Origin of the sequence: Amycolatopsis acididurans (genome assembly GCF_012328925.1) — a bacterium.
In the GTDB taxonomy this organism is placed as follows: domain Bacteria; phylum Actinomycetota; class Actinomycetes; order Mycobacteriales; family Pseudonocardiaceae; genus Amycolatopsis_E; species Amycolatopsis_E acididurans.
Genome location: NZ_JAAXLS010000001.1, coordinates 176,293 through 203,277 on the forward strand (window position 1 = coordinate 176,293; position 26,985 = coordinate 203,277).

The following is a 26,985-nucleotide window of genomic DNA, read 5'->3' on the forward strand; positions in this document are numbered from 1 at the left end:
GACCGACCCAGAATCAACTTGTCGGACGGATGTCCGTCTGGCGGACGAAAGGTGACAGCGCATGTCAGGGAGCACCGCGGGCCCGTTGGCCGGGCTGCTGGTGGCCGATTTCTCCCGGATCCTGGCCGGTCCCTACGCCACGATGCTGCTGGCCGATCTCGGCGCCGAGGTGATCAAGGTCGAAGGCCCCTCCGGGGACGACACCCGCAGCTGGATGCCGCCGGTCCGCGACGAGGTGTCCACCTACTACCTCGGCGTGAACCGCGGCAAGCGGTCGATCGCACTGGATCTGCGCGACGAGACCGACGCCGGCCTGGCCCGCGAACTCGCCCGCCGCGCGGACGTGCTGATCGAGAACTTCCGCCCCGGCGGGCTCACCCGCTACGGCCTGGACTTCGACGCGGTGCGCGGGGAAAACCCCGGCGTCGTCTACGCCTCGATCAGCGGGTTCGGCACGGGTGCCGGGCGGAACGTGCCCGGTTACGACCTGATGGTGCAGGCGATCTCCGGGCTGATGAGCCTGACCGGCGACCCGGACGGCCCGCCGTACCGGGCGGGTATCTCGGTGTTCGACGTGATGGCCGGAAACCACGCCGTCATCGGCATTCTCGCCGCGCTGCGGCACCGTGACGCGACCGGCGAGGGCCAGCACGTCGAGGTGAACCTGCTGTCCTCGGCGCTGACCGGCCTGGTCAACCACTCCTCGGCCTACGTCGCGGGCGGCGAGGTGCCCTACCGCATGGGCAACGCGCACCCCAGCGTCTTCCCGTACGAACCCTTTCCCACCGCCGACAACGATCTCATCGTCACCGCCGCCAACGACAGCCAGTTCCGCAAGCTGTGCGAGGTGCTCGGCATCGCCGAGATGGCCGACGATCCGCGGTTCGCGCGCAACGCCGACCGCACCGCCAACCGTGACGAGTTGCGGCCGCTGCTGGTCGAACGGCTCGCCCAACGGGGCGCGCGGGAGTGGTTCGACCTGCTCGTCGAGGCCGGAGTGCCGAGCGGGCCGATCAACACGATCGACGGCGGTTTCGCGATGGCGGAACGATTCGAGCTGGACCCGGTCGTGACGGTGGGCGCAGTGCCGACCACGCGGCATCCGATCCGGTTCTCCGCGACGCCTGCGGTCTACCGGCTCCCGCCGCCGGAACTGAACGAGCACGGCGACGAGCTGCGTGCCTGGCTGTCCAAGGAGGACACCCGTGACTGAGTACCCGACCGCCCTGGGTGCCGCCGGCCGCACCAGCATCACGTTGCTGGGCAAGGATCTCGCACAGGACGTGATGGGCTCGGTCTCCTTCGGCGAACTCGCGTTCTGGCTCGCCACGCAGCGCAGGCCGACGCCGGGGGAGACCCGCGTGTTCGAGGCGGTGCTCGCCGCACTGGCCGACCACGGCTTCACCCCGACCGCGATCGTCACGCGCCTGACGTATCTGTCGGCCCCCGACTCGATCCAGGGCGCCCTCGCCGCGGGCCTGCTCGGCGGCGGCTCACGGTTCCTCGGCGTCACCGAGGACACCGGCATCTTCCTGCACGAAGTCCTTGCCCGGCAAGAACTCCCCGCCGACGAGGCGGGCTGGGACACGCTCGCGCTGGAGACCGTACGTGCCCGGCGCGAGGCCGGGAAGTTCGTGCCGGGCCTGGGACATCACGTGCACAAGGACGGCGACCCGCGCACGCCGCGGTTGATGGAGATCGCCACCGAGGAAGGCCTGTTCGGCCCGCACCTGCGGCTGTTCGCCGCCATCGGCCGGGTGCACCCTCAGGTGCTGGGGAAAACGCTGCCGCTCAACGGCGCCGGTGTGTGCGGCGCCGCGCTGGCCGATCTCGGGCTGCCGTTGCCGCTGCTGCGCGGCTTCGCGTTGCTGGCGCGCACCGCCGGGCTCATCGGGCAGCTGGCCGAGGAGATGCGCAACCCCGTCGCCAACGACATCTTCCTGTCCGTCGATCTGAACAATCGGTCCATTCCCCCTGTTCCGGACCCCCACGGAGGCCGCCATGGCTGAACTGGTCGCGGTGATCGCGTCCACCCACCATCCGTTCTACTACCGGGCGAGCACCACGACCGGGCCGGAGCGCCCGCCCTTCGCCGACGAGTGGGCCGCCAAGATCACCGCGTTCCGCGAGACACTCACCCGCGCCCGCCCCGACGTGCTGGTGATGGTCGGCTCGGATCACTTCCACCAGCTGTGGCTGGACAACATGCCGCAGTTCCTCGTCGGCAAGGCCCCCTTCTACGACGCGAACTTCTACAACGAGGAACGCGAGTTCGGCCTGCCGCGCATGCTGCTCAAGGGGCAGGAGGACCTCTCGGCGCACCTGCTGCGTGAGGGCCTGGACGCCGGTTTCGACCTGGCGTTCTCCAACGAGCTGCGGATCGACCACTCCATCACCTGCCCGATCATCACGCTGCGCCCGGAGGCCGATCTGCCGATCGTGCCCGTCTACACCAACATCTTCGCCCCGCCCCTGCCGCAGCCGAAGCGATTCGTCCAATTGGGACAGACGATCCGCGCGCTGGTGGAGTCCTGGCCGTCGCACCTGCGCGTCGCGGTGATCGGCACCGGGCACCTGTCGCTGGAGCTGGGCGGGCCGAGGCAGTTCGGCGAGCACGGCCCGGACCCGGAGTTCGACCGCAAGGCCGTGGCGTGGATCTCCGGCGGCGACATCGAGAAATGCCTCGGCGAGGTGACGCTGGAAAGCCTGCACCTGCCGGGCAACGCCACGCACGGGTTCATGGACTTCCTGCTCATGATGGGCGTCGCGGGGGAGGGGCAGGCCGCGGACTACGTCGACACGCTCGATTTGTTCCACACCATGGAGGCCTACTTCACCTGGTACCCGAAGGGAGCCGCGCGGTGAGCAAGTACCTGATGGACAAGTTCCTCTACACCATCGACCGCGACCCGGCGCTCGTCGCGCGGTACAAGGACGATCCGCGCGGCACCGTCGCGTGGTGGGAGGCCGAGGAGGCCGGGCGCATCCTCAACTGCGCGACCGGGGAACGCAGCTCGTGGCTCGCCTTCGCCGGCGACGAACGCGAGGCACTGTCCACACACGACTATCCGAAGCTGTTCGAGCTGGGCGCGCACCCGTTTCTCACGCTGACGTTGTTCATCGCGATGTTCGAGCACGACTACGACGAACCACTGGCCTTCCAGCACGAGTACGCCCGCCGCGTCGCGCACGTGAAGATGCCCTACCCCGATATCGCGACCTGATTTCACGGTGCTGTTCTCGGCCGGACCGGTGACAGTGCGCGATAGGCTGGCACGATGAACCTGGTCAGTCACCTCGTTCAACGGGCACTGCGGCTCGGCCCGCCGCTCACCCGCGATCTCGCCGTGCATCGCGACCTGCCGGTGCCGATGCCCGACGGGGTGACGCTGCTGGCCGACCGGTGGGCGCCGGCACGAGGCGGCGACGGGCTGCCGGTCGCGCTCATGCGCTCGCCCTACGGCCGGAGCAGGCGCTTCGCGGCGGTCATGGTGCGCCCGCTCGCCGAACGCGGTTTCCAGGTGCTGCTGCAGAGCACGCGCGGCACATTCGGTTCCGGTGGCGCGTTCGACCCCATGGTGCATGAGCGCGACGACGGGCTGGCGACGCTGGAATGGCTGGTGCAACAGCCCTGGGCCGGTGACGCCATCGTGCTGCTCGGCGGCAGCTACCTCGGGTACGTGCAGTGGGCGGTCGCCGACCGGCTGCCGCCCCAGGTCAAGGCGATGGTCCCGCAGATAACGGAATCCGCGCTGACACTGGAATTCCTGCGCGCCGACGGGCTGTCGCTGGAAACCCCGTTCGGCTGGGGTGTGATGACCGACGGCCAGGAGCGCCGCGGTCCGCGCGGTTCAGCGGCAGCGTGGACAGCGCGCGGCGGCGGCGCCGTCCCTGCAGCAGCCCGCGCAGGACATTCTCTCCTACGATGCGGATTGCCCGCGCTGGGCGGGTTTCGACCACCGGGAGCGGGTGGCCGAGGTGACCGTCCCGGTGAGCTCGATCGGCGGCTGGTACGACATCTTCCTGCCCGGCCAGCTTCGTGACTTCCGGGTACTGCAGGAGGCGGGCACACCCGCCCGGCTGACCGTGGGGCCGTGGACGCACCTGTCGTTCGACCCGTTGCCGCAGCACGAGGCTCTCGAGTTCGCCCTGCCCTGCGCGCGGGGCGAACGCCCGCCGGAGCGCGCTGCGGTGCGGCTGTACGTGATGGGCGAGGAAGCCTGGCGCGACTTCGAATCCTGGCCGCCACCGGGATACTCGCCCCGGCGTTTCCATCTGCAGCCCGCCGGCGGGCTCGCGCCCGCGGTGCCGACGCACGCCGAACCCGACGCCTATCGCTACGATCCAGCCGATCCCACACCCGCGGCCGGCGGGGTCCGCATGGTCCGGGACGCCGGGCGCGGGGACAACCGGGCACTGGAGGCCAGGGACGACGTGCTCACCTACACCACCGACGTGCTCTCCCGCGACGTCGAGGTGATCGGTGAGGTCAGCGCCGAGATCTGGTTCCGCTCCAGCCTCGCCCACGCCGACGTGTTCGTGCGGCTGTGCGACGTCGGCCCCCGTGGCCGCTCGGTCAACGTGTGCGACGGGCTGGTGAGCGTCACCGGCGCGGACGAGCTGGCCTGCCGTCAGGTGCGGTTGTGGCCGACGGCGCACCGGTTCCGGCGCGGGCACCGCATCCGCGTGCAGGTCTCCAGCGGCGCGTTTCCCCGCTACGCGCGCAACCCCGGTACGGGCGAGCCGCATGCCACGGCGGTGCGGATGCTCGTCGCGGACCAGGAGGTCCACCACGACGCGGCCCGCCCGTCGGCGATCATCCTGCCGGTGCGTGCGGCGGCAGGATGAGAGCGTCGCCGGACACGTTTCGCCTTGAGAACAAAGTGTGTCGGTTAAAGTCCGGACCATGGAAGTTCTCCACGACGCCGAGGCCGAGGTGCGGCGTTTTCCCCGGGTCGCCGCGCCGTTGGCGGGACGCCGGGCGGCCGCGGTGGCCGTGGTGATGTTCGAGGACGAACACGGTCCCGCCGTCTGGCTCACCCGGCGTACGTCCAAACTGCGCGCCCATCCCGGGCAGTTCGCGTTGCCGGGCGGCAGGTTCGACGACGGCGAGGACGCGGTGGCGGCCGCATTGCGGGAACTGCGTGAGGAACTGGGCATCAGCGCGCAGCGCGCGGACTGCGCCGGACTGCTGGACGACTACCCGACCCGGTCGGGCTATGTGATCACGCCGGTCGTGATGCGGGTGGACGGTGCCGAGCCGGTACCGAATCCGGCGGAGGTGTCCGAACTGCACCGGATCTCGTTCGAGGCTCTGGATGTCGAACCAAGGTACCTGCGCATCCCCGAGTCGGACCGCCCGGTGATCCAGCTGCCGCTGATCGGGCATCTCGTGCACGCGCCGACCGCGGCCGTGCTGTTCCAGTTCCGCGAGGTCGCCCTGCACGGCAGGCACACCAGGGTCGACCAGCTGGAGCAACCCGTTTTCGCCTGGCGCTAGGGTTTCGCGGATTCCGTCAGCCGGTCCAGCCATTCGGCCAGCAGGCTCCGTTCGGCGGTGGTGAACATCGGCAGCCCGGATGCGGCGGCGCGCAGGGCGACGGCCGCGGCGGACACGTGGTCGGTGCCGGTTCCGGGCGCCTCGGTCAGCACGGTCCGCATGACCGCGTCGTAGAGCAGGTCGGCGAGCCGCGAATCGCGGTCCTCGGCAGGCTGCGCCAGCAGCGTGAGGACGGCACCGGTGCCCGCGGCGTGAATGAGGTCCACGGCGCGCCGTTCGGCGACGCGGAGCCTGCCGATGGCGGCGATCCGGCGCACGCGGGCGCGCAGGACGTCGAGCCCGGCCGCGGCCACCGGTGAGCGCCCGGCGCGCGCGGGGTCGGCGAGGGTGGCGAACAACGCCGGATTGGCCAGTCCGAAGCGGATGTGCCGGTTCCAGGCCGCGCGCAGATCCGCCACCGGGTCCTCGGTCTCGGCGGCCCGCGTCTTGTCGTTGACGTAGCGCGCGAGTTCGTGCTCGGCGACGGCATCGAGCAGCCCGTCCTTGTCGCCGAACAGCCGGTAGATCGCCGGCGCCTGCACGCCCGCCGCGTCGGCGACCGCGCGCGTCGTGACCGCGGCCGGGCCTTCCTCGTGCAGCAGCCGCGCGGCCGCCTCGACGATCCGGGACCGCGTTTCGAGGCGAGCGGCGCGCTGCGGCTGAACCTGGGACATGAATCAACGATAACGCATCATTGTTATCGGTGTACTATCGTTGTTATCAGTTTACGGTTTCCATCGATAACAGCCAGGGGAGCATGCAGATGATCATCGTTACCGGTGCGACCGGCCGGCTCGGCTCGCAGGTCGTCGAGCGGCTGCTCGACCGGGTCCCGGCCGAGCGGATCGGCGTCAGCGTCCGCGATCCTGGGCGGGCCGGGGGCCTCGCCGCGCGGGGCGTGCGCGTGCGCCGCGGCGACTTCGCCGATCCCGGCACGCTCGACGTGGCGTTCGAAGGGGCCTCGCAGGTGCTCGTCGTGTCGGTCGACAAGCTGGGGCAGGAGAGCATCGCCCAGGCCGCCGCCGCCGTCGACGCGGCCTACCGCGCGGGTGCCGAGCGCGTGCTCTACACCAGTCACCAGGCGGCGGATCCGGATTCCTTCTTCGCTCCGGCGCGCGACCACGCCGCCGTCGAGGCCTACCTCGCCGGCACCGGCAAGCCGTTCACCTCCCTGCGCAACGGCTACTACACCGCGAGCCTGGAATTCCATGTCGCGGGGGCCGTCGAGGCCGGGGAGCTGGTGGCGCCCGCGGATGGGCCGGTGTCCTGGACGGCGCGCGCCGATCTCGCCGAGGCCGCGGCCGCGATCCTCGCCGGCGAGGCCTGTTTCGACGGCCCGACCCCGCCGCTCACCGCGACCGCCGCGGTCGATCTGGAGGAGGTGGCCGCCACGCTGTCGGAGCTGGCGGGCCGCACCGTCCGGCGCGTGGTCCTCGACGACGAGAAGTGGGTCGCGAGCCTGGTGGAACGCGGTACGCCCGAGCCCATGGTGCGGCTGCTGCTCGGCTCGTACCTGGCTTCCCGCGGCGGTGAGTTCGCGGTCACCGATCCCACGCTCGAAACCCTGCTCGGCAGGTCGCCGCGGTCGGTGCGGGAGGCACTCCAGGCGCGCTGAGTCGCACCGCGACGGTCAGGGCGCGAGCTGCCCGACGTAGACCCACGCGCCGTCGACGCGGCAGAACTCGCTGTTCTCGTGCAGCACCCCGCGATCGCCGGGCTTGCGGTAGTGCGCGCGGAACTCGACGGTGCCGCTCTGGTGGAACGGGCTGCCGCCGGTGGAGGCGAGCACTTCGAGGAAGGTCCAGTGCAGCTCCGGGTCGAGATCGAGCGACCGCGGCCGGGTGCGGGGATGCCAGCTGCGCAGCAGGTAGGCCTCGTCGCCGACGGCGAACGCGCTGAACCGGGACCGCATCAGCTGTTCGGCGGTGGCGGCCGCGGATTCGCCGCGATGCAGCGGCCCGCAGCAGCCGCCGTAGGTCTCCCCGGAACCACACGGGCAGCGGGACGCGTCGGTGGTCGGCACGGCACCATTCTTGTGTATAACGTCATATACCGCGCCACATGGATCCACACCGGCCGGCGAACGCTCTATGCTGCGAAGCATTACGGACGGCGACGAGGAGTGGGGGCTCACCTGCTGGATCCCGCCGCCGCGGCCGACCTGCTGTTCCGCCGGGCACTGCGCCGGATCGACGGATTCGGCGCGGACACCGACTACGACCGCTCCCTGGAGCGGTTTTACGAGCTCGCGGTCTCGGATCCAGCGGTGCGGAGCGCGGCCGAGGCGTTGTGGTCGGACTGCGAATCGTATGGCAGGCCAACGGGTACCACGCGGCGGGATCTGCGCCGCGCCTTCGAGCGGCTGGCGCGGCAGGACGGCGCGCTCGCCGACCGGATCGCCGAGGCGATGGCGACGCTGGCCGGCGACTCGCCGGGGTCCGGGTACGGCGGGTTCCACGACCCGGGTGGCGTCGAACCCAGTCCGTCGTTTCAGCCCGCACCCGCGGCGGACTGGGACGACGACGAGGCCGAGGACCTGTATCCCTACCTCGGCAAGTCGGACGACACCGGCTACGTCCCCGGGCGGCTGTCGCCTCCGGCGGAGGACCTGCCCGCGCCACACCGCTCGCTCGTCGCGTACCTGGCGGACCGCGCGCCGCTGGACACCGACCTCAGCCTCGTCGTCGGACTCGAGACCGACACCGCCGGATGGACGGTGGCGGCCCCGCTGCGGCGGCTGACCGGATACGCGACCGTCTCGGTGCTGGTGCAGGCGCCGCCCGGCCTGCTGCCCACCGGGCCACTGGAACAGGTGCTCACCGTGGCCGGCGCGCACACCGTCGATCCCGTGCGCTTTTCGTTCCGCACCAGGGCTCCCGGGCTGCACCGGGTACGCGTGATGGCGTTCGCGGGCGGCACGTTCCTCGCGGACCTGGAGGCCGAGGTGTCCGTCGAACCGGGCGGCCCCACCGAACACGGGAGCCCGAAAACGGCCACCGTCCACGCCGTGCAGGCCCGGCCCGGCGAGGTGACGCTGCAGGTGCGTTCCGACGGCGAGCGCACCGTTTTCCAGCTCCTGTCCGAGAAATACCTGTTCGAACCGGTGATCGCGCAGGCGCTGGCGGCCGAACCGCCCGCCGCGGTGGAACGAGCGATCGCCACGCTCAAGCAGCTCGCGTCCGGGCGGGGTCCCTACGAGGGCGGCATGGCGCGGCGCTGGATGCAGGAGACCGGCATCGGCCTGTGGGACGGCGTCGTGCCCCGCGTCATCCAGGAGCAGTTCTGGCAGCTGCGGGACCAGATCACGTCCTTCACGATCGCCACGAGCCACGACGTGATTCCGTGGGAGCTGCTCTACCCGCTGCGTCCCGGTTCGGACAACGGTTTCCTCGTCGAGCAGTTTCCCGTGCTGCGCCGCGTTTTCGGGCAGGAACGCAGGCAGGTCGTCAACGTCTCGCCGTGCACCTACGTCGTGTCCGGGCGCGCGCCGGGCAACGCGCGCCAGGAGATCGACACCCTCGCCGCCGTGCTCGGCCACGCCGGGGAGGTCGAGCAGCTGGACGTGCTGCTCGATCTGCTCGGCTCGGGCACCTGCGGTCCGCTGCATTTCGTGTGCCACAACAGTTTCTCGCCGCAGGCAGGCTCGTCGATCGCGATGACTGGCGGCCCGTTCGTGCCGGCACTGCTCAACAGCGCGGCCGTCCGCCGTTCGCTGGCGGCCAAGAGCCCGCTGGTGTTCCTCAACGCCTGCCGCACCGCGGGCACGGCACTGGAGTACGGCGCGATGACCGGCTGGGCGCAGCAGTTCATGGCCGCGGGCGCCGCTGCGTTCGTCGGCACCCTGTGGCCGGTGCGCAGCGACTGCGCGAGCGCGTTCGCCGAGTCGTTCTACCGGCGCCTGCGCGAGAACATCTCGCTGGGCCGGGCGGCCTTGCTCGCCCGCCGCGACGCCGCACAGGACGGACCTGACCCGACGTGGCTGGCCTACACCGTTTACGGCGACCCGCACGCGTACGCGAACTGACAGGAGGAACGACGATGGAGGTCACCGACACCGGGGTGCCGGTGGAGGACCTGATCGACGCGGTGAAGGCGGCCGTGGCGCAGGCGGGCGTCTCGGCGGCCGACACCGGGCGCACGCTGCGGGTGTCCGCGGTCCAGCTCGTGCTCAACATGGTGGCCACTTCGACCTCGGGCGCGAAACTGGAGTTCAAGATCCCGTTCATCGGGATGAGCCTCAAGTTCGGCACCGCCGTGACCCGCAACGACACCCACGCCATCGACATCACGCTGGTGCCGCCGGATCTCGCGCCGGGCCACGAGATCCGCGAAGGCGAGGTGGACGAGGTGCTCGCCGACGCGATCGGCACCGTGCTGGCCGCCGTCGGGCACGCCGCCGGGGGAGAGGATCCCTACCTGCTCAAGGAAAGCACGGTCGAACTCACCTTCGCGATCACCGGCGGCGGTTCGATCTCGCTGGGGATCGAAGGCGGGACCAGGGACGAGATCACGCACAAGCTCAAGATCACGCTCGCACCGGTGCCAGCGCACGGGTGATCTCGGCGGCCAGCAGCCCGGGTGCTTCGAGGTCGACGAAATGCCCAATGCCCGGCAGCGGCCGCCATTCCACCTCGTGACCGGCGTCGCGCGCGCTTTTCTCCGCGATCGGCGCGGGCAGCGCCTCGTCCTCCAGACCCCAGATCAGTGTCACCGGCACGGTGATCGGGGTGTCGTACACCGAGTACAGGCGGGCGCGGCGGCGCGGGAAAACCAGCGTGGCCACGAACGCCCGGTAGTAGTCGATGGGCGGGCCGAGGTCGGCGGGCGAGCGGAACCCGTCCACCAGGTCGTCGACGACGCCGGTGTCCATGTGGCCACGGGAACCCTCACGCAGCACGAACGACAGCCGCAGGCCGATCCTGCCCAGCGGGGTCGTGAGCAGGAACTCGGGCAGCCACGGCACCTGGAACGGCAGCACCCACGGGATCCGCAGCGGCTGCAGCCGGTCGAAGGTCAGCGCCGCGCGCACCAGCGTGCGCGGATGCGTGCAGTTGACGACCACGAGATGGCTGATCAGCGCGGAGAACCGGTGCGCGAAGATCCAGCCGAGCGCGCCGCCCCAGTCATGCGTCACCAGCGGCGGCCGCCGCAGGCCCAGGGCGGCGATGAGCGCCTTGATGTCGTCGGTCAGGGTGAACACGTCGTAGCCGCCCCGGGGACGGTCCGTGCCGGGATAGCCGCGCAGGTCCGGCGCGTAGACGCGATGGTCGGGCAGCAGCCGCATCGTCGCGTACCAGCCGGCCGATCCCTCGGGAAAGCCGTGCAGGAACAGGATCGGCGGGGCGCCGACGGGACCGTCCGCCGCGACGTGGAACTCGATCCCGTTGGCCTCGACCCGCAGGTGCTCCATCGGGCCAGTGGTACCGAAGCGGCGCGACCGGCGGCTAGAGCCGAAAGACCTCGTGGCCGCTCAGCGTTCCGGCGGCTCCGGCAGTCCCTCGATGCGCGGCCCTTCCCCGGGGTAGCGGTTCGGCGTCTCGTGCGGGTACTGATCCGGCGTGCCCTCGGGCTTCTTGCGGCGCGGGAACGGCGGCTGCGGGCCCGGCCGTTCCGGCGGGTTGTCTGGCGTGGGCATTCTGGTGAACCCCCTTCCGCTGGCGGTGTGGACGGCACCCTCCACCGTAGCGGGTTCAGACCGGCATGATCTGGTGCGCGGCGTCGGCGAGGTAGGTGCGCAGGTTTTCCGCCCGGTACGGCGGGTTCATCTCCTTCTGCCGGTCCGCGGCCGACGAGGCGGCGTACTCGCTGGGCGCGTCCTGCTCACCGAGCTTCCGTGGCGTGGTGCCGATCATCCGGTAGAACCAGGTCGCGGAGTCGTGCAGCGGGCCGAACTCGTCCCGCGCGGGCAGCCCGGCGAAGGCGTCCTCGGTGAAGGCGAGCCCGCACGCGCGGGCGCGGGCGGTCATCCAGCGCAGCGTGAGGTCGGACAGCGCGGTCTGCGGATAGCCGCCGCCGACGTCGGAATGCACCCCGGTGAACCAGACCTGCTCCCGCTGCTGCCCGTCGGCGGCCGGGGAGGGCTTCCAGACGGCGGGGGTGAACGGGCGGCGCTTCTCGTCGATGGCCAGCGCCTGGAACGCGGACCGGATCGTCGAGGACAGTTGCGTGTCGTGGAACTGCCAGCGCCGGTTGACGAGGTTGATCAGGCGGCCACCGGACAGCGGGATGCCCAGCGCGCCGACGGTGTCCCAGACGCCGATGAACCGGATCGGGGTGACGTCCTCGTGGGCGTAGCGCGCGCGGAACTCGCGCGCCCGCGGGCTGTCCGGGCCGGTCGCCGGGTCGCGGTCGCGATAGAGCCGGTAGGCCTCGGCGATCCTGTCCTCGTTGTGCCGCGCCAGGATTCCGCAGTTGCGGATGAATCCGGCGGTGCTGCGGGCGGTGTAGGCGCCACGGCTGAACCCGAACAGGAACACCTCGTCGCCGGGCTCGAAATGGCGCACGAGGAAGCGGTAGCAGGCGCGCACGTTGCGGGACAGGCCGAAGCCGAACGCACCGCCGAGCACACGGTCCCACGGTCGCGTGCCGACGCCCGCGTGGTAGTACCCGAGCTGGAGCACGGCGTGCTCGTCCATCGGGGCGACGGCCTCGCTGACCTTGACCACGTTCGTCGGCGCGGGCTGCTTCCACGTGTTCCAGGTGCCGTCGCAGCAGATCACGAGTCGTTTCCCCATGCTGGAGAAGTCGCCTGCCGGACGGGGCCGTTACGGCTTACGGTGAGGCGATGAACGCGACGGTGCAGGACGTGCACGACTTCGCGCTGCGGATGCCGCACGTCACGATCTATCCGGGCACGGCGGGCAGGCCGATCTATCAGGTGGGCGGGAAATCGTTCGTGTTCTTCCGCAATCCCCGTCCCGACGCGGTCGATCCGCAGACCGGCGAGCGCTATCCCGACGTCATCGTGATCTGGGTACCGTCCGAATCGGACAAACAGGCGCTGGTGCAGGATCCGCGCTCACCGTTTTTCACCACCCCGCATTTCGACGGCCATCCCTCCGTGCTCGTGCGGGAGTGCCGCCTCGGCGAGCTGACCAAGGCCGAACTCGCCGAGGTGATCGAGGACGCGTGGCTGTCGCGGGCGTCGAAGAAGCGCCGCGAGAGCTGGCTCGCGGCGCGCTGAGCGGGGCTCAGCCGCCGAGTTTCTCGGCCAGCACGGCGCGGTGGGTCGGCTTGGCCTCGAGGTAACGCTCGCGGCCGGCGCCGGTGATCGTGACGAAGATGCCCCTGCGGTCGGCCTCGCACAGGGCGCGCTCGACGAATCCCTCGCGTTCGAGGCGGGCGACGAGGCGGGAGGTGGCGCTCTGGCTCAGATGCACCGCGTCGGTCAGGTCCGCGGAACGGCACTGGTCGGCGCTGCCGGCCAGGAACTCCAGCGCCTCGAACTCGCTGACGCCGATGCCGTGCTTGTCCTGCAGCGCGCACTCCAGCGCGCTGGACACCATCGCGTGCCGCGCCAGCAGCTCGTGCCACTGCCGAACGAGGCCTTGTTCAGCGACGGTACCCACGGCGCGAACATAGCACGCGCGTGCATCAGATGCAAACGAATTAAATTCCTTTGCATTAGATGCAGACGCATGTAATCATGCTGGGCATGAGCTCATCCGCGCACCTGTCCACCACTTCGACCAAGTGGGACGCACGCCTGTGGGGCGTACTGCTCACCGTGTCCACGGTCGTGGGGCTCGACGCCCTCGACGTATCGATGGTCGGCGTCGCGCTGCCGTCCATCCGGGCCGATCTCGGCCTGTCCACCAGCGCGCTGCAATGGGTCGTCAGCGGCTACGTCCTCGGCTACGGGGGACTGCTGCTGCTCGGCGGCCGCACCGCCGATCTGCTCGGCAGGCGCCGCGTGTTCCTGGTCGCGGTCGCCGTGTTCGCGGTCGCGTCCCTGTTCGGCGGCGTCGTCGACAACGGCACGCTGCTGATCGCGAGCCGTTTCGTCAAGGGCCTTGCCGCGGCGTTCACCGCACCGGCGGCGCTGTCGATCATCACGACCACGTTCCGGGAAGGCCCGGCGCGCAACAAGGCGATCAGCATCTTCGCCGTGTTCGGCGCCAGCGGGTACTCCGCGGGGCTGGTGTTCTCCGGGCTGCTCACCGAGGTGGGCTGGCGCTGGACGTTCCTGCTGCCGGTGCCGATCGCGCTCGTCGCGCTGGCCTCGGCGGTCAAGGTGATCCCCGCCTACGAGCGCGACCGTTCGGGTGCGGGCTACGACCTGCCCGGCGCGATCACCGGCGCACTCGGCTCGCTGCTGCTGGTGTTCACCGTCGTGCAAGCACCCGAGGCCGGCTGGGCCGCGCCGCGCACGGTGGTCTCGTTCGTGCTCGCCGCCGCGCTGCTGGCGGCGTTCGTGCTGATCGAGAAGCGCAGCAGGCATCCGCTGCTGCGCCTGGGCATCCTGCGCTCGGCGCCGCTCGCGCGGGCCAACCTCGGCGCGGGCCTGTTCTTCGGGGCCTACATCGGGTTCCAGTTCGTGGTCATGCAGTACCTGCAGACCGTGCTGGGCTGGAGCGCGCTGCAGACCGCGTTCGGCTTCCTGCCCGCCGCGCTGATCGTGGCGTTCGGCTCGCCCCGCATCGAGCCGCTGATCGACCGGATCGGCACGGCGCGGGTGATCTTCGCCGGGGTGGTCGCGCACGTCGTCGCCTACGCGCTGTTCCTGCGCGTCGACGAGCATTCGGGCTACTTCGGCAGTGTGCTGCCGAGCATGATCCTGCTCGGGATCGGCTTCATGCTGGCGTTCTCGGCGCTGAACATCCAGGCCACCAACGGGATCGGCGACAACGAGCAGGGCCTCGCCGGCGGGCTGTTCAACACCGCCGTGCAGGTCGGCGGCGCGATCGGCCTCGCCGTGGTGACGGCGGTGCTGACCTCCGAAGGGGGCACCGACGCCTCGTCGGGCGCGCTGCTGGCCGGGCTCACGCCCGCGCTGGCCGTGATCACCGGGATCGCCGCACTCGGCCTGCTCGTGGCGCTGGCCGGGATCGTCCGGCGCCGGCGGGCCGGTGCTCCGGCCGCGGAGCCGGAACTCGTGCTCACCGACTGACCACAGTGGACACCATCGGGGTGGCTCGCGGCGCGGCGGGCCGCCCCCTTCTCGGCGCGGTCCGCAGCCGGTTTCGCGATAAGCTCACCGGGTGGACCGGCCACCTCGACGGCCGGGATCTAGAACTTGTTCCTGCCTTGACCGTGTGGGTCTTGATGGCGCTGGCACGATGTGCTTGACTTCCGATGTAACGCGTTCTATTTCGGGTCTGTCGGTGACCCTGGAGGTGTGCAACGATGCGAACCCGTGCGGCGGCACTGCTCGAGCAGCCCGGTAAATGGCAGATCGTCGACATCGATATCGACGACCCCGGGCCCAACGAGGTGCGGGTGCGGTTCCATGCCGCGGGCCTGTGCCACTCCGACGACCACGCCGCCACGGGAGACATGCCGGTCGGCCTGCTACCGCTGATCGGCGGGCACGAGGGCGCCGGCGTGGTCGAGGCGGTCGGACCCGGCGTGCGCTCGCTGGCCGCCGGCGATCACGTGGTGGCCCAGTTCGTGCCTTCCTGCGGCCGCTGCGAGGCCTGCGCGTCGGGCCGCGGCAACGTCTGCGACCTCGGCATCTACGCGCTGCAGGGGTCGATGACCGATGGCACCTACCGTGCTCACCTCGACGGCAGGGACGTCGGCCAGATGACGATGGTGGGCACGTTCGCCCAGCAGGCCATCGTGCCCGAGTTCTCGCTCACCAAGATCGACGACGACATTCCGTTCCACGTCGCCGCGCTGCTGTCCTGCGGGGTGCCGACGGGCTGGGGTTCGGCCGAGTACGCCGCCGAGGTCAAGGCGGGGCAGACGATCATCGTGATGGGTGCCGGCGGCGTCGGCATGAACGCCGTGCAGTCCGCGGCCACCCGCGGTGCCGCGCACGTCATCGTCGCCGATCCGGTCGCGTTCAAGCGGGAGAAGGCACTGGAGTTCGGCGCCACCCACACCTGCGCGACGATCGACGAGGCGGCCGATTTCGCCCGTTCGGTCACCAACGGCCAGGGTGCCCACGCCGCGATCGTCACGGTCGGCGTCACCACCGGTGAGCACGTCGCGCAGGCGGTGAACTCGATCGGCAAGTTCGGCACCGTCGTGGTCACCGGCATCGGCGACATCAAGGACGAGGGCCTTCCGATCAACCTGTGGATGCTGTCGATGATGCAGAAGCGCATCCAGGGCGTGATCTTCGGGATGGGCACCCCGTCGTTCGAGATCACCAGGCTGGCGACGCTGTACAAGGCGGGCAAGCTGAAGCTGGACCAGCTGATCACCAAGACGTACAAACTGGACGAGGTCAACCAGGCCTACGCCGACATGCACGCGGGAAGCAACATCCGTGGCGTGATCCTCCACGAAAGCTGACCGGATCTCGGTGAGGAGCCCCTCATGGTGCGCTGCGCCATGAGGGGCTCTTTCACGGCTGTGCCAGTGCCGTGTAGCCGTTTCCCTCGAGTTCCCAGACCATCCCCGCCAGGCCTTCCGCGGCCAGCTGCCGCTTGACGACCTTGAACGTGGAGGTCTTCGGCAGTTCGTCGACCACGCGCACATACCTGGGCACCTGCTTCGGACCCAAATCGCTCTGTGCCGCGAGGAAGCGGCCGAACTCCGCCGGGTCCAGCGTTCCGTTCGACGGTACGACCGCCGCCATGACCTGATCGCCGGTCACCGGGTCGGGGACGGCGTAGACGGCGGCGTCGGCGATTCCCGGATGCCGCACGAGAATCCGCTCGATCGGCGCCGTGCCGAGGTTTTCGCCGTCGACGCGTAGCCAGTCGCCCAGCCGTCCGGCGAAGTACCAGAAGCCGCCTGCGTCGGCGTAGGCGAGATCGCCGGTGTGGTAACGCCCGTCGCGCAACCGCTCCGCGTCCGCGTCCGGATCGCGGTAGTACCCGGCGAACCAGCCCGCCCCGCCGATGTTGACCATCTCGCCGACCGCCTCGTCGGCGTTGGTCAGCCTGCCATCGGCATCGAACTCGGCGGGCGGGCACGGGCGCCCGGTGCCCGGATGCAGGATCGCCAGCCCCTCGGCCGGTTTCCCGAGCGAGCCGGCCGGGGTTTCCGGCGTGCGGGCGAAACCGATGCCGCCCTCGGTGGAGCCGAACGCGTCCACCACGGCGCAGCCGAAGCGGTCACCGAAGGCCGCCAGGTCCGCGCTCGCGCCCTCGTTGCCGTAGACGATGCGCAACGGGTTGTCTGCATCATCCGGACGCGGGGGAGTGGCGAGCACATAGGACAGTGGCTTGCCGACGTAGCTCGCGTAGGTCGCGCCGAACCTGCACACGTCGGGAAGGAACCCGGACGCGGAGAACCGGCGGCGCAGCGCGATGGTCGCACCCGCGGCGAGCCCGACCGCCCAGCCCGCCATGATCGCGTTGGAGTGGAACATCGGCATCGCCACGTATGCGGTGTCCGAAGTGGACAACCCGAAGCGCTCGGCGAGCATCCGGCCCGGGAAGGCGATCTTGCCGTGTGTGCATCGCACCGCCTTCGGATCACCGCTCGTGCCGGAGGTGAAGATGAGCATCAGCAGATCGCCGGGCGCGGCGGCGACCGGTTCCGGCGGCACCTCCCGTGGCGCCCACCACTCCGGCGCCTCCAGCGCGCCCACCTCGGCCCCGCCGAGGTCCAGCCCGTCCAGCAACGGCTGGTACCGCCGCTCGGTGAGCACGAGCTGGCAGTCGGCGAGGCGCACGTCGCGGGCGAGGGCCTCCCCGCGCCGTGTCGGGTTGAGGCCCACCAGCACCGCGCCGGAGAGCGCGCAGCCGCCCAGCAGTAACGAGAACGCCGGCACGTTGTCGGCGAGGATGCCCACGTGGGGCGGGATGTCCCAGCGCAGTTTCGCCCGCAACCCGGTCGCGAGCCCCGCGCTCATCCGGACATGCCGCGCCCACGTGTACGTCTCGTCCTCGAAGCGCAGGCCGGGATGCTCGTCCCCGGCTCGCGCGAGCAGCAGCTCGGTGACGGTCGGGACGCTCATCCGCACCTCCACGTGCCGATCACAAGACTGAAACAAGTTCTATTCTTACCAGTCTCCTGTCCCCGGGAAAAGGTATCCCGGTGACGAGAACTCGTTCTATTTACCGACCGGCTGCGGCTGACCGCGGCGCCGGAGCAGGCGCGCGATCCGGCCGGAGCGGACCACGGCCAGCGGGCCGATGATCGCGAGCAGCAGCACGTACCCGGCCACGAAGGGCGCGACCCGCGAGTCCAGCCCGGCCGCGGTGGCCATCGCCGCCAGGACCAGCGAGAACTCCCCGCGCGTGAGCACCGTCAGGCCGATGTTGAGCCCGGCCTCGCGGTCGAACGAGTGCAGTTTCGCGGCGAGCGCCCCGGTGCCGAGGTTGATCACGATCGTCATCGCCACCGCGACCAGCACCGGCACGATCACCGGCCCGACCGCGCGCGGGTCGATGCTCAGGCCGAAGATGAAGAAGAACAGCGCGCCGAACGCGTCCCGCAGCGGCAACACGAGCTTGTGGATCCGGGGCGCGACCTTCGAGCCACCGAGCAGCACGCCCATCATGAACGCGCCGATGGCGTCGGACACGCCGATCTCCTCGGCCACGGCGGCACCCAGCACGGCCACGCCCACGAAACAGACGGTCAGCAGTTCGTCGTTGGTGCCGGCGAACAGCTTCGACAGCAGCCTGCCGCCCCAGCGCGCCAGCGCCGCGAGCAGGACCAGGAAGCCGAACGCCTTGCCGAAGTCGGTCAGCGCGGCGCCGAAGCCGTCCGCCTTGCCCAGTACCGGCTGCAGGACCGCGAGGTAGAGCGCGAGGAATACGTCCTCGATCACGACGATGCCCAGGATCAGCCGCGATTCGGGATTGTTCATGCGGCGGGTTTCCAGCAGCAGCTTGGTCACGATCGCCGACGACGAGATCCCGACCGCGCCCGCGATGACGAGCGCCTCCGGGGCACCCCAGCCTAGCGCGAACCCGAAGGCGAGCCCGCTGCCGATGTTGAGCAGCAGGTAGGCGCCACCGGCGAGGGCGAGCTTGCGGCCGCCCGCGGCGAGGTCGTCGAGCGAGAACTCGAGTCCGAGATAGAAGAGCAGGAACACCAGGCCGAGCCCGGAAAGCACCCCCATCTCGGCCGGATCGTCCACAAGGGACAAACCGGGAGTGTTGGGGCCGAAGAGAAATCCGGCGAGCATGAACAGTGCGATGGTCGGCAGCCCGATCCGGGCACCGGCTTTGGCGATCAGGCCGGCGGCGAGGAACGCGCCGCCGACGGCGAGCAGGGCGTGTCCGGTTGTCATGAGGTGTCTCCAAGGCGCGGCGGGGCACGCCGCGTGCGATGGCGGCGTGGGTGTCGGCTGGTCTGGTCAGGAGCACCCGTGAGTAGGAGGGGCACGTGCTCCGAGCCGGTTCGGGGCGCCCGTGAACACGAACCCGTCCGTGGCGGCCGCGTCGGACGAGTAGAGGCACGCTACCTCGCGGACCCGGATTTCAGGCGGTGTCCCGGCGGTCAACGGCGGCGCGGCCACCCCGTTGTGCGTCGCGTGCGAGGCGACGATCACAGCATGATGACCGGGCCTGCCGGTCCGGTGATCGGTACCGGCGGCCACGACGAAGAAGGTCAGCAGCGCGACGACGGTGAGGCCACAAAGGACGGACCGGTGCCGGTGGATCCAGCTCCTGGTCCCTCGCATAGCCCTCCCGATGCCGCCGCGTCTCGTATAAGTATACCAGACGGTGCATGTCCACTGTGGATAGAGCACTCTGAGTGGCTTTGTGGCGGGGTTTCTATCGCTCGGACGGGCTATCCCGCAGGGTGAAATCACCCGGCCATGGGATGGGTATCGCCGCCCGTTCGTGGTTACCGTCGAGTTAGGAACACGCGGCAGGCGACAACGCCGGAGGGGGCCAGGTGGACCAGGGACAGCAGGGGTTGCGCGCGGGGACGCGGGTGACGTACAAGGTCCGCGGGCGGACGGGTGACGTGACGCGCCTGTGCCGTCGCGGCACCGTGACGGGCACGCCGATCTTCGACCGCTACACGATGGAGGTGTGGGTGCCTGTTCAGCCGGACGGCACGTCCGCGGACGTCGAGCCCAGCCTCATCCGCAAGGACAGCATCGTCGACATGACGGTGGGCCCGTGAGCGCGCGGGAGCGGACACCGCTCTTCGACGCCGCACCGGCGCACTCCGGCGGCGGGCGAGCCACGGAGACCCCCGGCGAGCGGATGGGCTCGGCCGGCTGACCAGGCACGCGCCGGGCGCCGGGTCGGGGTGGCGCCCGGCGCGTGCCCGCCTCGCTACCGATCCGGCCGGAAGCAGGCGGACCGGCAGCGCCCGGCACGGTGGCGGAGGTGGACGGGAATCGAACCCGCCAGGCCGAGGTTCCCGGCCTCGACGGTTTTGAAGACCGCGGCGCCCACCAGGACGCGTACACCTCCCCGCGACATCGATCGTAACGGTGCGCGATCGAAGCCGCTGTCCTGGGCGGCCATGAAAGCGCTCACCGTGGACGGTCCGAAGTGGACAGTACGACGAGGTTCACCGTCAGCGTCGCGGCCACCACGACCGCGATACCGGCGACGGCCCCGCCCAGTCCGAGCAGCGGCGGACTGAAGGCCAGCAGCAGCACCAGGACCACACCGGCGGCGACGATCGCCGTGCGGGCCACGGCGCCGGTGCCGGTGAGCCGGTGCAGCGCGGCGAGCACGACCATCACCACGGCGACCGGGACGGCCACCGCGAGCGCGGCGGCCTGTTCGGAGACGTGCGCCTTGTGTTCCACCGCGTCCACCGCGACCTCCAGCCCGGCGCCCAGCGCCGCGACGGCGGCGAACACGAGGTAGTGCCCATAACCCCAGGTGAGCGCGATCCGCTGGGTGCGCAGATGCGCCTCGGCTCCGGTGAAGTAGATCCACCACAGGGCGAAGACGAGGACGAGCGCGCCGAGCGCGACCAGGACCAGCGGCGCCGAGACACCGGACTCGGTCAGTGCGGACTGCACCGCGGTGAGGGTGGCGAGGATGACCTCGCCGAGCACGATGATCGTGAACAGGCCGTAGCGTTCGGCGATGTGTCCGGGATGCCACGCCGTCTCCCGGCCACGGAACTCGGCCCACGCCGGGATCGCCATCTCCGCGATCGCCAGCACGACGAAGGTGACCCAGCCCCACACGCCAGGCGCCCACAGGCGCGCGATCCAGCCGATCTGCACCACCAGGATGCCGCCGGCGTAACGCAGCGCCGCGGGACGGCCGCCGGGATGCCCGGCGGCGGCGCGCAGCCACTGCGCGACCAGCCCGATCCGCATCAGCACGTAGCCCGCCACCACGACGGAGAAGTCGTAGTGCTCGAAGGCCCTCGGCACCCCGGCGGCCAGCACCAGCACCCCGGCCATCTGCAGCAGGGTCAGCAGCCGGTAGGGCGCGTCGTCGGTGTCGTAGGCGGAGGCGAACCAGGTGAAGTTCATCCAGGCCCACCAGATCGCGAAGAACACCGCGACGTAACCGGCCAGCCCGGCCCCGAGGTGGCCCTCGGTCAGCGCGTGGTGCAACTCGGCCGCGGCCTGCGCCACCGCCACCACGAAACACAGGTCGAACAACAGCTCCAGCGGGGTGGAGGCCCGATGCTCCTCGCCGGGATCGCGGCCGCGCATCCGCCGCCAGGTCAGCTGTCCGTCGGTCATCGGCTCCCCTTCCGTTGAATTCCCGCTAGATCATGACGGGTGCGCGATCCCGCGGATCGGTGAGGATCCCGCGCATGAAATCGATCAGCCAGTGCTGCGGCGGGGTGCGCGCGTGCGCGTGCCGCGTGTAGATCGACACCTGCGCGGGCTCGACCTCCACGGGCAGCTCCAGCAGCCGCACCCGGTGCTCGGCGGCGAACATGTCCGCCACCAGCCGCGGCACCGTCGCGAACAGCTCGCTGGTCTGCACCAGGTAGGGCAGTGCCGCGAACCGGGTCACCTCCAGCACGACCCGGTCGAGCAGACCGTGTGCCTCCAGCGCCCGGCGCGGTCCCTCGTGCCCGGCCGGGCCGAAGACCGTGACCAGCCGCTCGTGCGCCAGCTCCGCCAGGTCCACCCGGTCGCCGCGCAGCCGGGGATGCTCCCTGGCCACCATGCCGACGTATCCCTCGGAGAACAGCGGGATCCGGGCGATGCGCTGCGAGCTCAGCAGCGGCGAGGCGATGAACGCGTCGATCTCGCCGCGGCCCAGCTGGTCCGCCGCGCCCGACACGTCCAGCGGGCGCACCGTCAGCTTGACCCCCGGCGCGTGCCGGGGCAGCGCCGCCATGAGCCGCGGCAGCAGGGACACCTCGCCCAGGTCGGACAGGCACAGGGTGAACGAGGCCCGCGCGGTGGCCGGGTCGAACGAGCGTGCCCCGGTCACCGCGGCCTCGATCTCGGCGAGCGCGCCGTGCAGGGGCTCGTACAGCGCGCGTGCCGTGGTGGTGGGCACGAGCCCGGCTCCGGTGCGCCGGAACAGCTCGTCGGAGAAGCGGCGGCGCAGCTTCTGCAGGCCGTAGCTGACCGTGGGCTGGGTGAGGTGCATCGATTCGGCGGTCGCGGTCACGCTGCGCGTCTCGTAGAGCAGCACGAACGTGCGCACCAGGTTGAGGTCGAAATCCCGCATCATCGATCCTGTCTATGGCCGACGTTGGCATTATCGATTGGACCACATTCGGACGTTCTCCCTACGCTGTGAGGAATCGACGACGTCAGAGAGGACATCGCGGAATGGCCACCGCACGCCGGATCGCCCACGAGTTCCTGGAACGCCGTGGCCTCACCACGATCTTCGGCAACCCGGGGTCGAACGAGCTGCCGTTCCTCGCCGAACTGCCCGAGACGTTCCGGTACGTGCTGGGCCTGCACGAGGGAGTCGTCGTCGGCATGGCGGACGGGTACGCGCAGGCCACCGGCCTGCCGGTGCTGGTCAACCTGCACGCCGCGGCCGGGTCGGGCAACGCGATGGGCGCGGTCACCAACGCCGTGCACGCGCGCTCACCGCTCGTGCTCACCGCGGGCCAGCAGGTGCGCTCGGCCATCGGCCTGGACGCGATGCTCGCCAACCTCGACGCCCCGCAGCTGATGCGCCCGCTCGTGGGCTGGTCCGGCGAACCGAGCTGCGCCGGGGACGTGCCGCGCTCGCTCGCGCAGGCGGTGTTCGAGGCCGAACTGCAGCGCCGCCCGACCTATCTGTCGGTGCCCTACGACGACTGGGACGCCGAACTCGACGACAACGCGACGGCCACCCTCGACCGCAGGGTGACGCGCGGGCAGGCGCCGGACGAGGAGCAGCTGCTCGCGCTCGCCGGTGCGCTGGAGTCCGCCGCGAGCCCGGTGCTGGTACTCGGCGCCGATCTCGACGCGGCGGGCCTGTTCGACCGGTCCGTCGCGCTGGCCGAGCAGCTCGGCCTGCCGGTGTGGGTGGCGCCCTCGCCGCACCGCCTGCCCTTCCCCAACCGGCATCCGCTCTTCCGCGGCGTGCTGCCCGCCGGTATCGGCGCGGTGTCCGGCGCGCTGGCCGGGCACGATCTGGTGCTGGTGCTGGGCGCGCCGGTGTTCCGCTACCACCAGCACGTGCCGGGCCGGTACCTGCCGGAAGGCGCGAAGCTGATCCAGGTCACCGACGACGCCGGGGCCGCGGCCCGCGCGCCGATGGGCCAGGCGCTGGTCGCCGATCCGGCGCCGGTCATCGAATCGCTGCTCGCCCGGCTGCCCGCGCGTCCCGCCTCCGGCGCGGCCGCGTTCGCGCCCACACCCGAACCGGCGACCGCGAAAACGGCGCTGCATCCGGAGCAGGTGTTCGCCGCGCTGCGCGACACCCAGCCCGCCGACACGTGTTACGTCGTGGAGTCCACCTCGACCAACGCGGCCTGGTGGCGGCAGATGGACCTGCGGCATCCCGGTTCGTATTTCTTCCCGGCCGCGGGCGGGCTCGGCTTCGGCATGCCCGCCGCGGTCGGCATGGCGATGGGCCTGCCCGGCCGTCCGGTGGTGGGCGTGATCGGCGACGGTTCGGCCAACTACGGCATCACCGCGCTGTGGACGGCCGCGCAGTACCACGTGCCGGTCACCTTCGTGATCCTGCGCAACGGGACCTACGGCGCCCTGCGCTGGTTCAGCGGGGTGCTCGGCACTCCCGACGTGCCGGGCATGGACATCCCCGGGCTGGATTTCACGGCCATCGCACAGGGCTACGGCGTGCCTGGCGTCGCGGTCCGCGGCCTCGACGAACTGCGCGCGCAGCTCAAGACCGCCACGGCGGGCCCGAGGCTGATCCAGGTCGACACCGAGCTGACCACACCCGAGTGATCGCGGAACAAGGAGTACGGCAATGACGACGACTCCCACCAGATCGGCCCCCACGACCGCGGTGTTGTGCTGGCTGACCGTCCTGCTCGAAGGCTATGACCTGGTGGCGCTCGGGGCGACGATCCCGACGCTGCTCAAGACCCACCACATCGGGTTCACCGCCGCCGGTGCCACGATGGCGGCCACGGTGTCGCTGGTCGGGGTGGCCGTGGGCGCGGCCTTCCTCGGGCCGGTCACGGACCGGTTCGGCCGCCGCGGCATGCTCATCGGCTCGGTGCTGGTGTTCTCGGTGTTCACGCTGCTGACCCCGCTGGCACCCAGCGTCGCCGTGTTCGGGATCCTGCGGTTCCTCGCGGGCATCGGGCTGGGCGCGTGCATGCCGGTCGCGCTGACGGTGATGTCGGAGAACCTGCCGGCGCGGCGCCGCGCGAGTGCGAACACGTTCACCATGACCGGCTACCACTTCGGCGCCGTGATCACCTCGCTGCTCGCGCTCGGCGTCGGGGAGAACTGGCATGTGCTCTTCTACGCCGGCGGTGTGGCCGGGCTGCTCGTGGTGCCGCTGATGTGGTGGCGGCTGCCGGAGTCCGCGGCCTATCTCGAGGCAAAGCGGCAGCCGAAGACCGACAGCGTCGGCATGCGGGACCTGCTCGGCCCGCGGTACCGGCGCGTCACGGTGGCCGTGTGGGCGGGCTCGTTCATGGGACTGCTGCTGGTGTACGGGCTCAACACGTGGCTTCCGCAGCTGATGCGCGGCGCGGGTTACCCGATCTCGACGTCGGTCGCGCTGCTGCTGGTGCTCAACATCGGGGCGATCATCGGGCTCGTGCTCGCCGGGGTGATCGCCGACCGGGCCGGGATCGCCCGCATCGCGCGGATCTGGTTCGGCACCGGTGCGGTGCTGCTCGCGGTGCTGAGCCTGCACATCGGCAGCGCTTTCCTGCTCAACGCGCTCGTGCTGCTGACCGGCGTGTTCATCTTCTCCGCGCAGGTGCTGATCTTCGGCTACGTCGCGCACACCTTCCCCGCCGAGGCACGCGGCACGGCACTCGGGCTGACCTCGGCCGTGGGCAGGCTGGGCTCGATCGTCGGCCCGTTCATCACCGGTGCGCTGGTCACCGCGGGGGTCGCCAACCCGTGGGGCTTCTGGCTCTTCGCGGCGGTGGCGGTGCTCGGGCTCGGGGCGTTGCTGCTGCTGCGGACACGCGCCGGCGAACGCAGCCCCGCGGCGCGGGCCGCACTCAACAGCTGATCTGGCGGCGCGGAGGCGGCCACCGTCCTTGCGGGCGGTGGCCGCCTTTTTCGCCCGGCGACTCAGGGCAGGACCGGCCGCGCATCGAACATGTGTTCTACTCTAGGGAGGGATGGACAAGGGAGTGCGGGTATGTCTCGACGCGGTGCGGGCCGATGATCACGCCGTACACGCGCTGGTACGGCGACGACAAGCACGGCAGGCTGCGGGTGATCACGCCGGTCTGGGTGCGCCTGGACGCGATCTATCTCCGGATCCCCGGCGCGCCGAGCCACGTGGTCGTGACCGGGCTGGACATGTCGGGGGAGGTGCCGGGCAGGCTGCACGGCTGGTTCCCGACGCTGAAGGGCGACTGGCTCGGTGTGGTGGATTTCGAGATCCCCTACGGCGACGAGCACAAGCGTCCGCTGTGCCTGGTGGACCAGCTCGTGGCGGCCTATGCCTTGCGGCCCAGGGAAAAGTGACCTCAGCTCAGCCGTGCGGGCAGGCGTTCGAAACCGCGCAGGATGCGGGTCCGGCGACGGTCGGCGCCGGGTTCCAGCCGCAGTCGCGGGTAGCGCTCGAACAGCACCCGCAGGCCCACCTCGCCTTCCATCCTGGCCAGCGAGGCACCGAGGCAGTAGTGCCGTCCCGCGGAGAACGACAGGTGGTCGCGGGCGTTGTCGCGGCGCACGTCGAACGTGGCGGGATCGGCGAACAGGGCCGGATCGCGGTTCGCCCCCGCCAGGATCGTGGTCACCACCGAGCCCTCGCGCACGCGCACACCCGCGACCTCGGTGTCCCGCGCGCAGGTCCGCCCCGTCAGCAGCACGGGGGGATCCAGCCGAAGGATCTCCTCGACCGCGCCCGGCCACAGCGCGGGATCGGACTGGACCGCGGCCAGCTGATCGGGATGCCGCCGCAGCAGGTTGATGCCGTTGCCCAGCAGGTTCACCGTGGTCTCGAAACCCGCGGCGAGCACGAGCCCCGCGGTGGCCCGCAGCTCCTGGTCGTTGAGCCCGACGCCGTTCTCGCGGGCGGCCACGAGCTGGCTGAGCAGGTTGTCGCCGGGGTTGGCGCGCAGGTGATCCAGGTGCTCACCGAGCCACGCGTCGAACTCGGCGAGCGCGGCCTCGACGGCGCGGAACTGCCGCCAGGACAAGCCGAGATCCAGGCTCGGCGCCGCGGCACCGCCCAGTTCGAGCACGCGTTGCCGTTGTTCCGCCGGCACGCCGAGGATCTCGGCGATCACCGTCACCGGAAGCAGGCTGCAGTAGGCCTCGACGAGATCCACCGGGCCGGCGGGATCGATCGCGTCGAGCAGTTCGTTCGTGATCTGCTCGGTGCGCTCGCGTAGCTTCTCCACCGCGCGCACGGTGAACACGCGGGTGACGAGCTTGCGGTAGCGCGTGTGATCCGGCGGCTCGGTCACCAGCAGCGACGGCGGCGCGACCGGATGCAGGGTGCTCCTGGCCGACCACTCGCCGAGCCGGGCCAGCGGGCCGTTGTCGGTCGCGCCGACGCCGGAGCGGAAGTCGTTGCTGGTGAGCACTTCCCGGACCGTCGAGTGCGTCGCGGTGACGTAGGCGAACTGGGTTTTGACCAGCGGCCCGCGGGAGCGGATCTCTTCGAACAGCCCGTGCAACTCGGCGGTGGACGAGGTGCTCGCCGCGTTGACCAGCCGTGCCTGCAGATCCCCTCGGCGGAGGGCCGCACGCAGCGCGGTGCGGGGAAGCCCATGGTTGAGGCCCCACCGCACGACCGGTTTCGCGCCTTCGCGTACCCGTGCGGCCAATCCGTCCGCCCGCGTCCGCTCCGCCGGTTTCGTGATCACCA

At 70.8% G+C, this 26,985-nt stretch carries 27 protein-coding genes, 1 tRNA gene and 1 pseudogene; 16 read left to right on the plus strand and 13 right to left on the minus strand.

Going from position 1 to position 26,985, the window contains the following annotated elements:
* Window positions 1-61 precede the first annotated feature (61 nt).
* From HFP15_RS00875 to HFP15_RS00900, 6 genes and pseudogenes are all read left to right on the plus strand, one after another.
* Window positions 62-1,213: a CaiB/BaiF CoA transferase family protein gene (locus tag HFP15_RS00875; protein ID WP_168510329.1), complete on the plus strand. Its 1,152-nt coding sequence runs from the start codon at window positions 62-64 to the stop codon at window positions 1,211-1,213.
* On the plus strand, window positions 1,206-2,009 hold the full coding sequence (locus tag HFP15_RS00880; RefSeq protein ID WP_168510331.1) for a citryl-CoA lyase: 804 nt from the start codon (window positions 1,206-1,208) through the stop codon (window positions 2,007-2,009). The genes HFP15_RS00875 and HFP15_RS00880 overlap by 8 nt, the downstream gene beginning before the upstream one ends.
* Complete coding sequence (locus tag HFP15_RS00885; protein WP_168510333.1) at window positions 2,002-2,865, plus strand: DODA-type extradiol aromatic ring-opening family dioxygenase; 864 nt, start codon at window positions 2,002-2,004, stop codon at window positions 2,863-2,865. The genes HFP15_RS00880 and HFP15_RS00885 overlap by 8 nt, the downstream gene beginning before the upstream one ends.
* Window positions 2,862-3,224, plus strand: a complete 363-nt coding sequence (locus HFP15_RS00890) for a hypothetical protein (protein ID WP_168510334.1) — start codon at window positions 2,862-2,864, stop codon at window positions 3,222-3,224. The genes HFP15_RS00885 and HFP15_RS00890 overlap by 4 nt, the downstream gene beginning before the upstream one ends.
* A 54-nt stretch (window positions 3,225-3,278) precedes the next feature.
* Window positions 3,279-4,848 (plus strand): annotated as a pseudogene (locus HFP15_RS44105) (CocE/NonD family hydrolase).
* Window positions 4,849-4,906: 58 nt separating this feature from the next.
* Window positions 4,907-5,500, plus strand: a complete 594-nt coding sequence (locus tag HFP15_RS00900) for an NUDIX hydrolase (RefSeq protein WP_168510336.1) — start codon at window positions 4,907-4,909, stop codon at window positions 5,498-5,500.
* Here HFP15_RS00900 and HFP15_RS00905 read toward each other — a convergent pair.
* A complete protein-coding gene (locus HFP15_RS00905; protein ID WP_168510338.1) occupies window positions 5,497-6,213 on the minus strand; it encodes a TetR/AcrR family transcriptional regulator in 717 nt (238 codons plus the stop codon). The two genes, HFP15_RS00900 and HFP15_RS00905, sit on opposite strands and share 4 nt — an antisense overlap.
* A gap of 89 nt (window positions 6,214-6,302) precedes the next feature.
* Here HFP15_RS00905 and HFP15_RS00910 point away from each other — a divergent pair, with 89 nt between their 5' ends.
* Window positions 6,303-7,154 (plus strand): NmrA family NAD(P)-binding protein, encoded by an 852-nt coding sequence (locus HFP15_RS00910; RefSeq protein ID WP_168510340.1) that lies wholly within the window; start codon window positions 6,303-6,305, stop codon window positions 7,152-7,154.
* Between the two features lie 15 nt (window positions 7,155-7,169).
* Here the strand turns inward: HFP15_RS00910 and HFP15_RS00915 are convergent, their stop codons facing one another.
* Window positions 7,170-7,562, minus strand: a complete 393-nt coding sequence (locus tag HFP15_RS00915; protein ID WP_312871357.1) for a YchJ family protein — start codon at window positions 7,560-7,562, stop codon at window positions 7,170-7,172.
* A 99-nt stretch (window positions 7,563-7,661) separates the two neighbouring features.
* Between HFP15_RS00915 and HFP15_RS43730 the strand changes: the two genes are divergently transcribed.
* Both HFP15_RS43730 and HFP15_RS00925 read left to right on the plus strand, forming a co-directional pair.
* Window positions 7,662-9,563, plus strand: coding sequence for a CHAT domain-containing protein (locus HFP15_RS43730; protein ID WP_168510344.1), 1,902 nt, complete (start codon window positions 7,662-7,664; stop codon window positions 9,561-9,563).
* A 14-nt stretch (window positions 9,564-9,577) separates the two neighbouring features.
* Window positions 9,578-10,096, plus strand: a complete 519-nt coding sequence (locus tag HFP15_RS00925; protein ID WP_168510346.1) for a trypco2 family protein — start codon at window positions 9,578-9,580, stop codon at window positions 10,094-10,096.
* Here HFP15_RS00925 and HFP15_RS00930 read toward each other — a convergent pair.
* From HFP15_RS00930 to HFP15_RS00940, 3 genes are read right to left on the minus strand one after another with little or no spacing between them, the layout of a single operon-like run.
* Window positions 10,065-10,949 (minus strand): alpha/beta fold hydrolase, encoded by an 885-nt coding sequence (locus HFP15_RS00930; RefSeq protein WP_168510348.1) that lies wholly within the window; start codon window positions 10,947-10,949, stop codon window positions 10,065-10,067. The two genes, HFP15_RS00925 and HFP15_RS00930, sit on opposite strands and share 32 nt — an antisense overlap.
* A gap of 60 nt (window positions 10,950-11,009) precedes the next feature.
* Window positions 11,010-11,174, minus strand: coding sequence for a hypothetical protein (locus HFP15_RS00935; protein WP_168510350.1), 165 nt, complete (start codon window positions 11,172-11,174; stop codon window positions 11,010-11,012).
* 55 nt (window positions 11,175-11,229) lie between these two features.
* Window positions 11,230-12,273 (minus strand): T6SS phospholipase effector Tle1-like catalytic domain-containing protein, encoded by a 1,044-nt coding sequence (locus HFP15_RS00940; protein ID WP_168510352.1) that lies wholly within the window; start codon window positions 12,271-12,273, stop codon window positions 11,230-11,232.
* Window positions 12,274-12,323: 50 nt separating this feature from the next.
* Between HFP15_RS00940 and HFP15_RS00945 the strand changes: the two genes are divergently transcribed.
* A complete protein-coding gene (locus tag HFP15_RS00945) occupies window positions 12,324-12,722 on the plus strand; it encodes an MmcQ/YjbR family DNA-binding protein (RefSeq protein ID WP_168510354.1) in 399 nt (132 codons plus the stop codon).
* A gap of 7 nt (window positions 12,723-12,729) precedes the next feature.
* Here the strand turns inward: HFP15_RS00945 and HFP15_RS00950 are convergent, their stop codons facing one another.
* The gene (locus HFP15_RS00950; protein ID WP_168510356.1) at window positions 12,730-13,107 is read right to left on the minus strand and encodes a MarR family winged helix-turn-helix transcriptional regulator; all 378 of its coding nucleotides are present in this window, start codon (window positions 13,105-13,107) and stop codon (window positions 12,730-12,732) included.
* An 86-nt stretch (window positions 13,108-13,193) separates the two neighbouring features.
* Between HFP15_RS00950 and HFP15_RS00955 the strand changes: the two genes are divergently transcribed.
* Both HFP15_RS00955 and HFP15_RS00960 read left to right on the plus strand, forming a co-directional pair.
* Window positions 13,194-14,648 carry an MFS transporter gene (locus HFP15_RS00955; protein WP_168511217.1) on the plus strand — a complete coding sequence of 485 codons (1,455 nt, stop codon included), beginning with the start codon at window positions 13,194-13,196 and terminating at the stop codon, window positions 14,646-14,648.
* Window positions 14,649-14,884: 236 nt separating this feature from the next.
* Window positions 14,885-16,000: an NDMA-dependent alcohol dehydrogenase gene (locus HFP15_RS00960; RefSeq protein ID WP_168510358.1), complete on the plus strand. Its 1,116-nt coding sequence runs from the start codon at window positions 14,885-14,887 to the stop codon at window positions 15,998-16,000.
* Window positions 16,001-16,052: 52 nt separating this feature from the next.
* Here the strand turns inward: HFP15_RS00960 and HFP15_RS00965 are convergent, their stop codons facing one another.
* The 3 genes from HFP15_RS00965 to HFP15_RS00975 all read right to left on the minus strand — a co-directional run bounded on the left by HFP15_RS00965 (window position 16,053) and on the right by HFP15_RS00975 (window position 19,292).
* Window positions 16,053-17,615: a long-chain-fatty-acid--CoA ligase gene (locus HFP15_RS00965; RefSeq protein WP_168510360.1), complete on the minus strand. Its 1,563-nt coding sequence runs from the start codon at window positions 17,613-17,615 to the stop codon at window positions 16,053-16,055.
* A 96-nt stretch (window positions 17,616-17,711) separates the two neighbouring features.
* Window positions 17,712-18,899, minus strand: coding sequence for a cation:proton antiporter (locus HFP15_RS00970; RefSeq protein ID WP_168510362.1), 1,188 nt, complete (start codon window positions 18,897-18,899; stop codon window positions 17,712-17,714).
* Window positions 18,900-18,965: 66 nt separating this feature from the next.
* Window positions 18,966-19,292, minus strand: coding sequence for a hypothetical protein (locus tag HFP15_RS00975; RefSeq protein WP_168510364.1), 327 nt, complete (start codon window positions 19,290-19,292; stop codon window positions 18,966-18,968).
* A gap of 218 nt (window positions 19,293-19,510) precedes the next feature.
* On the opposite strand from HFP15_RS00975, the gene HFP15_RS00980 reads away from it, so the two are divergent.
* Window positions 19,511-19,744 (plus strand): hypothetical protein, encoded by a 234-nt coding sequence (locus HFP15_RS00980; protein WP_168510366.1) that lies wholly within the window; start codon window positions 19,511-19,513, stop codon window positions 19,742-19,744.
* Between the two features lie 201 nt (window positions 19,745-19,945).
* Here the strand turns inward: HFP15_RS00980 and HFP15_RS00985 are convergent.
* The 3 genes from HFP15_RS00985 to HFP15_RS00995 form a co-directional block, all read right to left on the minus strand.
* A tRNA-Sec gene (locus HFP15_RS00985) sits at window positions 19,946-20,040 on the minus strand.
* Between the two features lie 62 nt (window positions 20,041-20,102).
* Window positions 20,103-21,284 carry a low temperature requirement protein A gene (locus HFP15_RS00990; protein WP_210716587.1) on the minus strand — a complete coding sequence of 394 codons (1,182 nt, stop codon included), beginning with the start codon at window positions 21,282-21,284 and terminating at the stop codon, window positions 20,103-20,105.
* A gap of 25 nt (window positions 21,285-21,309) precedes the next feature.
* Window positions 21,310-22,236: a LysR family transcriptional regulator gene (locus HFP15_RS00995; protein WP_246271246.1), complete on the minus strand. Its 927-nt coding sequence runs from the start codon at window positions 22,234-22,236 to the stop codon at window positions 21,310-21,312.
* Between the two features lie 101 nt (window positions 22,237-22,337).
* On the opposite strand from HFP15_RS00995, the gene mdlC reads away from it, so the two are divergent.
* The 3 genes from mdlC to HFP15_RS01010 all read left to right on the plus strand — a co-directional run bounded on the left by mdlC (window position 22,338) and on the right by HFP15_RS01010 (window position 25,634).
* The gene (gene mdlC, locus HFP15_RS01000) at window positions 22,338-23,918 is read left to right on the plus strand and encodes a benzoylformate decarboxylase (protein WP_168510368.1); all 1,581 of its coding nucleotides are present in this window, start codon (window positions 22,338-22,340) and stop codon (window positions 23,916-23,918) included.
* A 22-nt stretch (window positions 23,919-23,940) separates the two neighbouring features.
* Entirely contained in the window at window positions 23,941-25,170 is a 1,230-nt protein-coding gene (locus HFP15_RS01005; protein WP_168510371.1) for an MFS transporter, read from the plus strand.
* 155 nt (window positions 25,171-25,325) lie between these two features.
* A complete protein-coding gene (locus HFP15_RS01010; RefSeq protein ID WP_168510374.1) occupies window positions 25,326-25,634 on the plus strand; it encodes a hypothetical protein in 309 nt (102 codons plus the stop codon).
* 2 nt (window positions 25,635-25,636) lie between these two features.
* Here HFP15_RS01010 and HFP15_RS01015 read toward each other — a convergent pair whose 3' ends face one another.
* Entirely contained in the window at window positions 25,637-26,980 is a 1,344-nt protein-coding gene (locus tag HFP15_RS01015) for a cytochrome P450 (protein ID WP_312871436.1), read from the minus strand.
* Between the last annotated feature and the right edge of the window lie 5 nt (window positions 26,981-26,985).

Bases quoted from the DNA above. Each gene is read 5' to 3' on its own strand.
- HFP15_RS00875 (WP_168510329.1), top strand. From the start codon at position 62: ATGTCAGGGAGCACCGCGGGCCCGTTGGCCGGGCTGCTGGTGGCCGAT.
- HFP15_RS00955 (WP_168511217.1), top strand. From the start codon at position 13,194: ATGAGCTCATCCGCGCACCTGTCCACCACTTCGACCAAGTGGGACGCA.
- HFP15_RS00995 (WP_246271246.1), bottom strand. From the start codon at position 22,236: ATGATGCGGGATTTCGACCTCAACCTGGTGCGCACGTTCGTGCTGCTC.
- HFP15_RS00935 (WP_168510350.1), bottom strand. From the start codon at position 11,174: ATGCCCACGCCAGACAACCCGCCGGAACGGCCGGGCCCGCAGCCGCCG.
- mdlC (WP_168510368.1), top strand. From the start codon at position 22,338: ATGGCCACCGCACGCCGGATCGCCCACGAGTTCCTGGAACGCCGTGGC.
- HFP15_RS00990 (WP_210716587.1), bottom strand. From the start codon at position 21,284: ATGACCGACGGACAGCTGACCTGGCGGCGGATGCGCGGCCGCGATCCC.
- HFP15_RS00975 (WP_168510364.1), bottom strand. From the start codon at position 19,292: ATGCGAGGGACCAGGAGCTGGATCCACCGGCACCGGTCCGTCCTTTGT.
- HFP15_RS01010 (WP_168510374.1), top strand. From the start codon at position 25,326: ATGATCACGCCGTACACGCGCTGGTACGGCGACGACAAGCACGGCAGG.
- HFP15_RS00885 (WP_168510333.1), top strand. From the start codon at position 2,002: ATGGCTGAACTGGTCGCGGTGATCGCGTCCACCCACCATCCGTTCTAC.
- HFP15_RS00945 (WP_168510354.1), top strand. From the start codon at position 12,324: ATGAACGCGACGGTGCAGGACGTGCACGACTTCGCGCTGCGGATGCCG.
- HFP15_RS00930 (WP_168510348.1), bottom strand. From the start codon at position 10,949: ATGGAGCACCTGCGGGTCGAGGCCAACGGGATCGAGTTCCACGTCGCG.
- HFP15_RS01005 (WP_168510371.1), top strand. From the start codon at position 23,941: ATGACGACGACTCCCACCAGATCGGCCCCCACGACCGCGGTGTTGTGC.
- HFP15_RS00940 (WP_168510352.1), bottom strand. From the start codon at position 12,273: ATGGGGAAACGACTCGTGATCTGCTGCGACGGCACCTGGAACACGTGG.
- HFP15_RS00970 (WP_168510362.1), bottom strand. From the start codon at position 18,899: ATGACAACCGGACACGCCCTGCTCGCCGTCGGCGGCGCGTTCCTCGCC.
- HFP15_RS00900 (WP_168510336.1), top strand. From the start codon at position 4,907: ATGGAAGTTCTCCACGACGCCGAGGCCGAGGTGCGGCGTTTTCCCCGG.
- HFP15_RS00905 (WP_168510338.1), bottom strand. From the start codon at position 6,213: ATGTCCCAGGTTCAGCCGCAGCGCGCCGCTCGCCTCGAAACGCGGTCC.
- HFP15_RS00960 (WP_168510358.1), top strand. From the start codon at position 14,885: ATGCGAACCCGTGCGGCGGCACTGCTCGAGCAGCCCGGTAAATGGCAG.
- HFP15_RS00925 (WP_168510346.1), top strand. From the start codon at position 9,578: ATGGAGGTCACCGACACCGGGGTGCCGGTGGAGGACCTGATCGACGCG.
- HFP15_RS00965 (WP_168510360.1), bottom strand. From the start codon at position 17,615: ATGAGCGTCCCGACCGTCACCGAGCTGCTGCTCGCGCGAGCCGGGGAC.
- HFP15_RS00910 (WP_168510340.1), top strand. From the start codon at position 6,303: ATGATCATCGTTACCGGTGCGACCGGCCGGCTCGGCTCGCAGGTCGTC.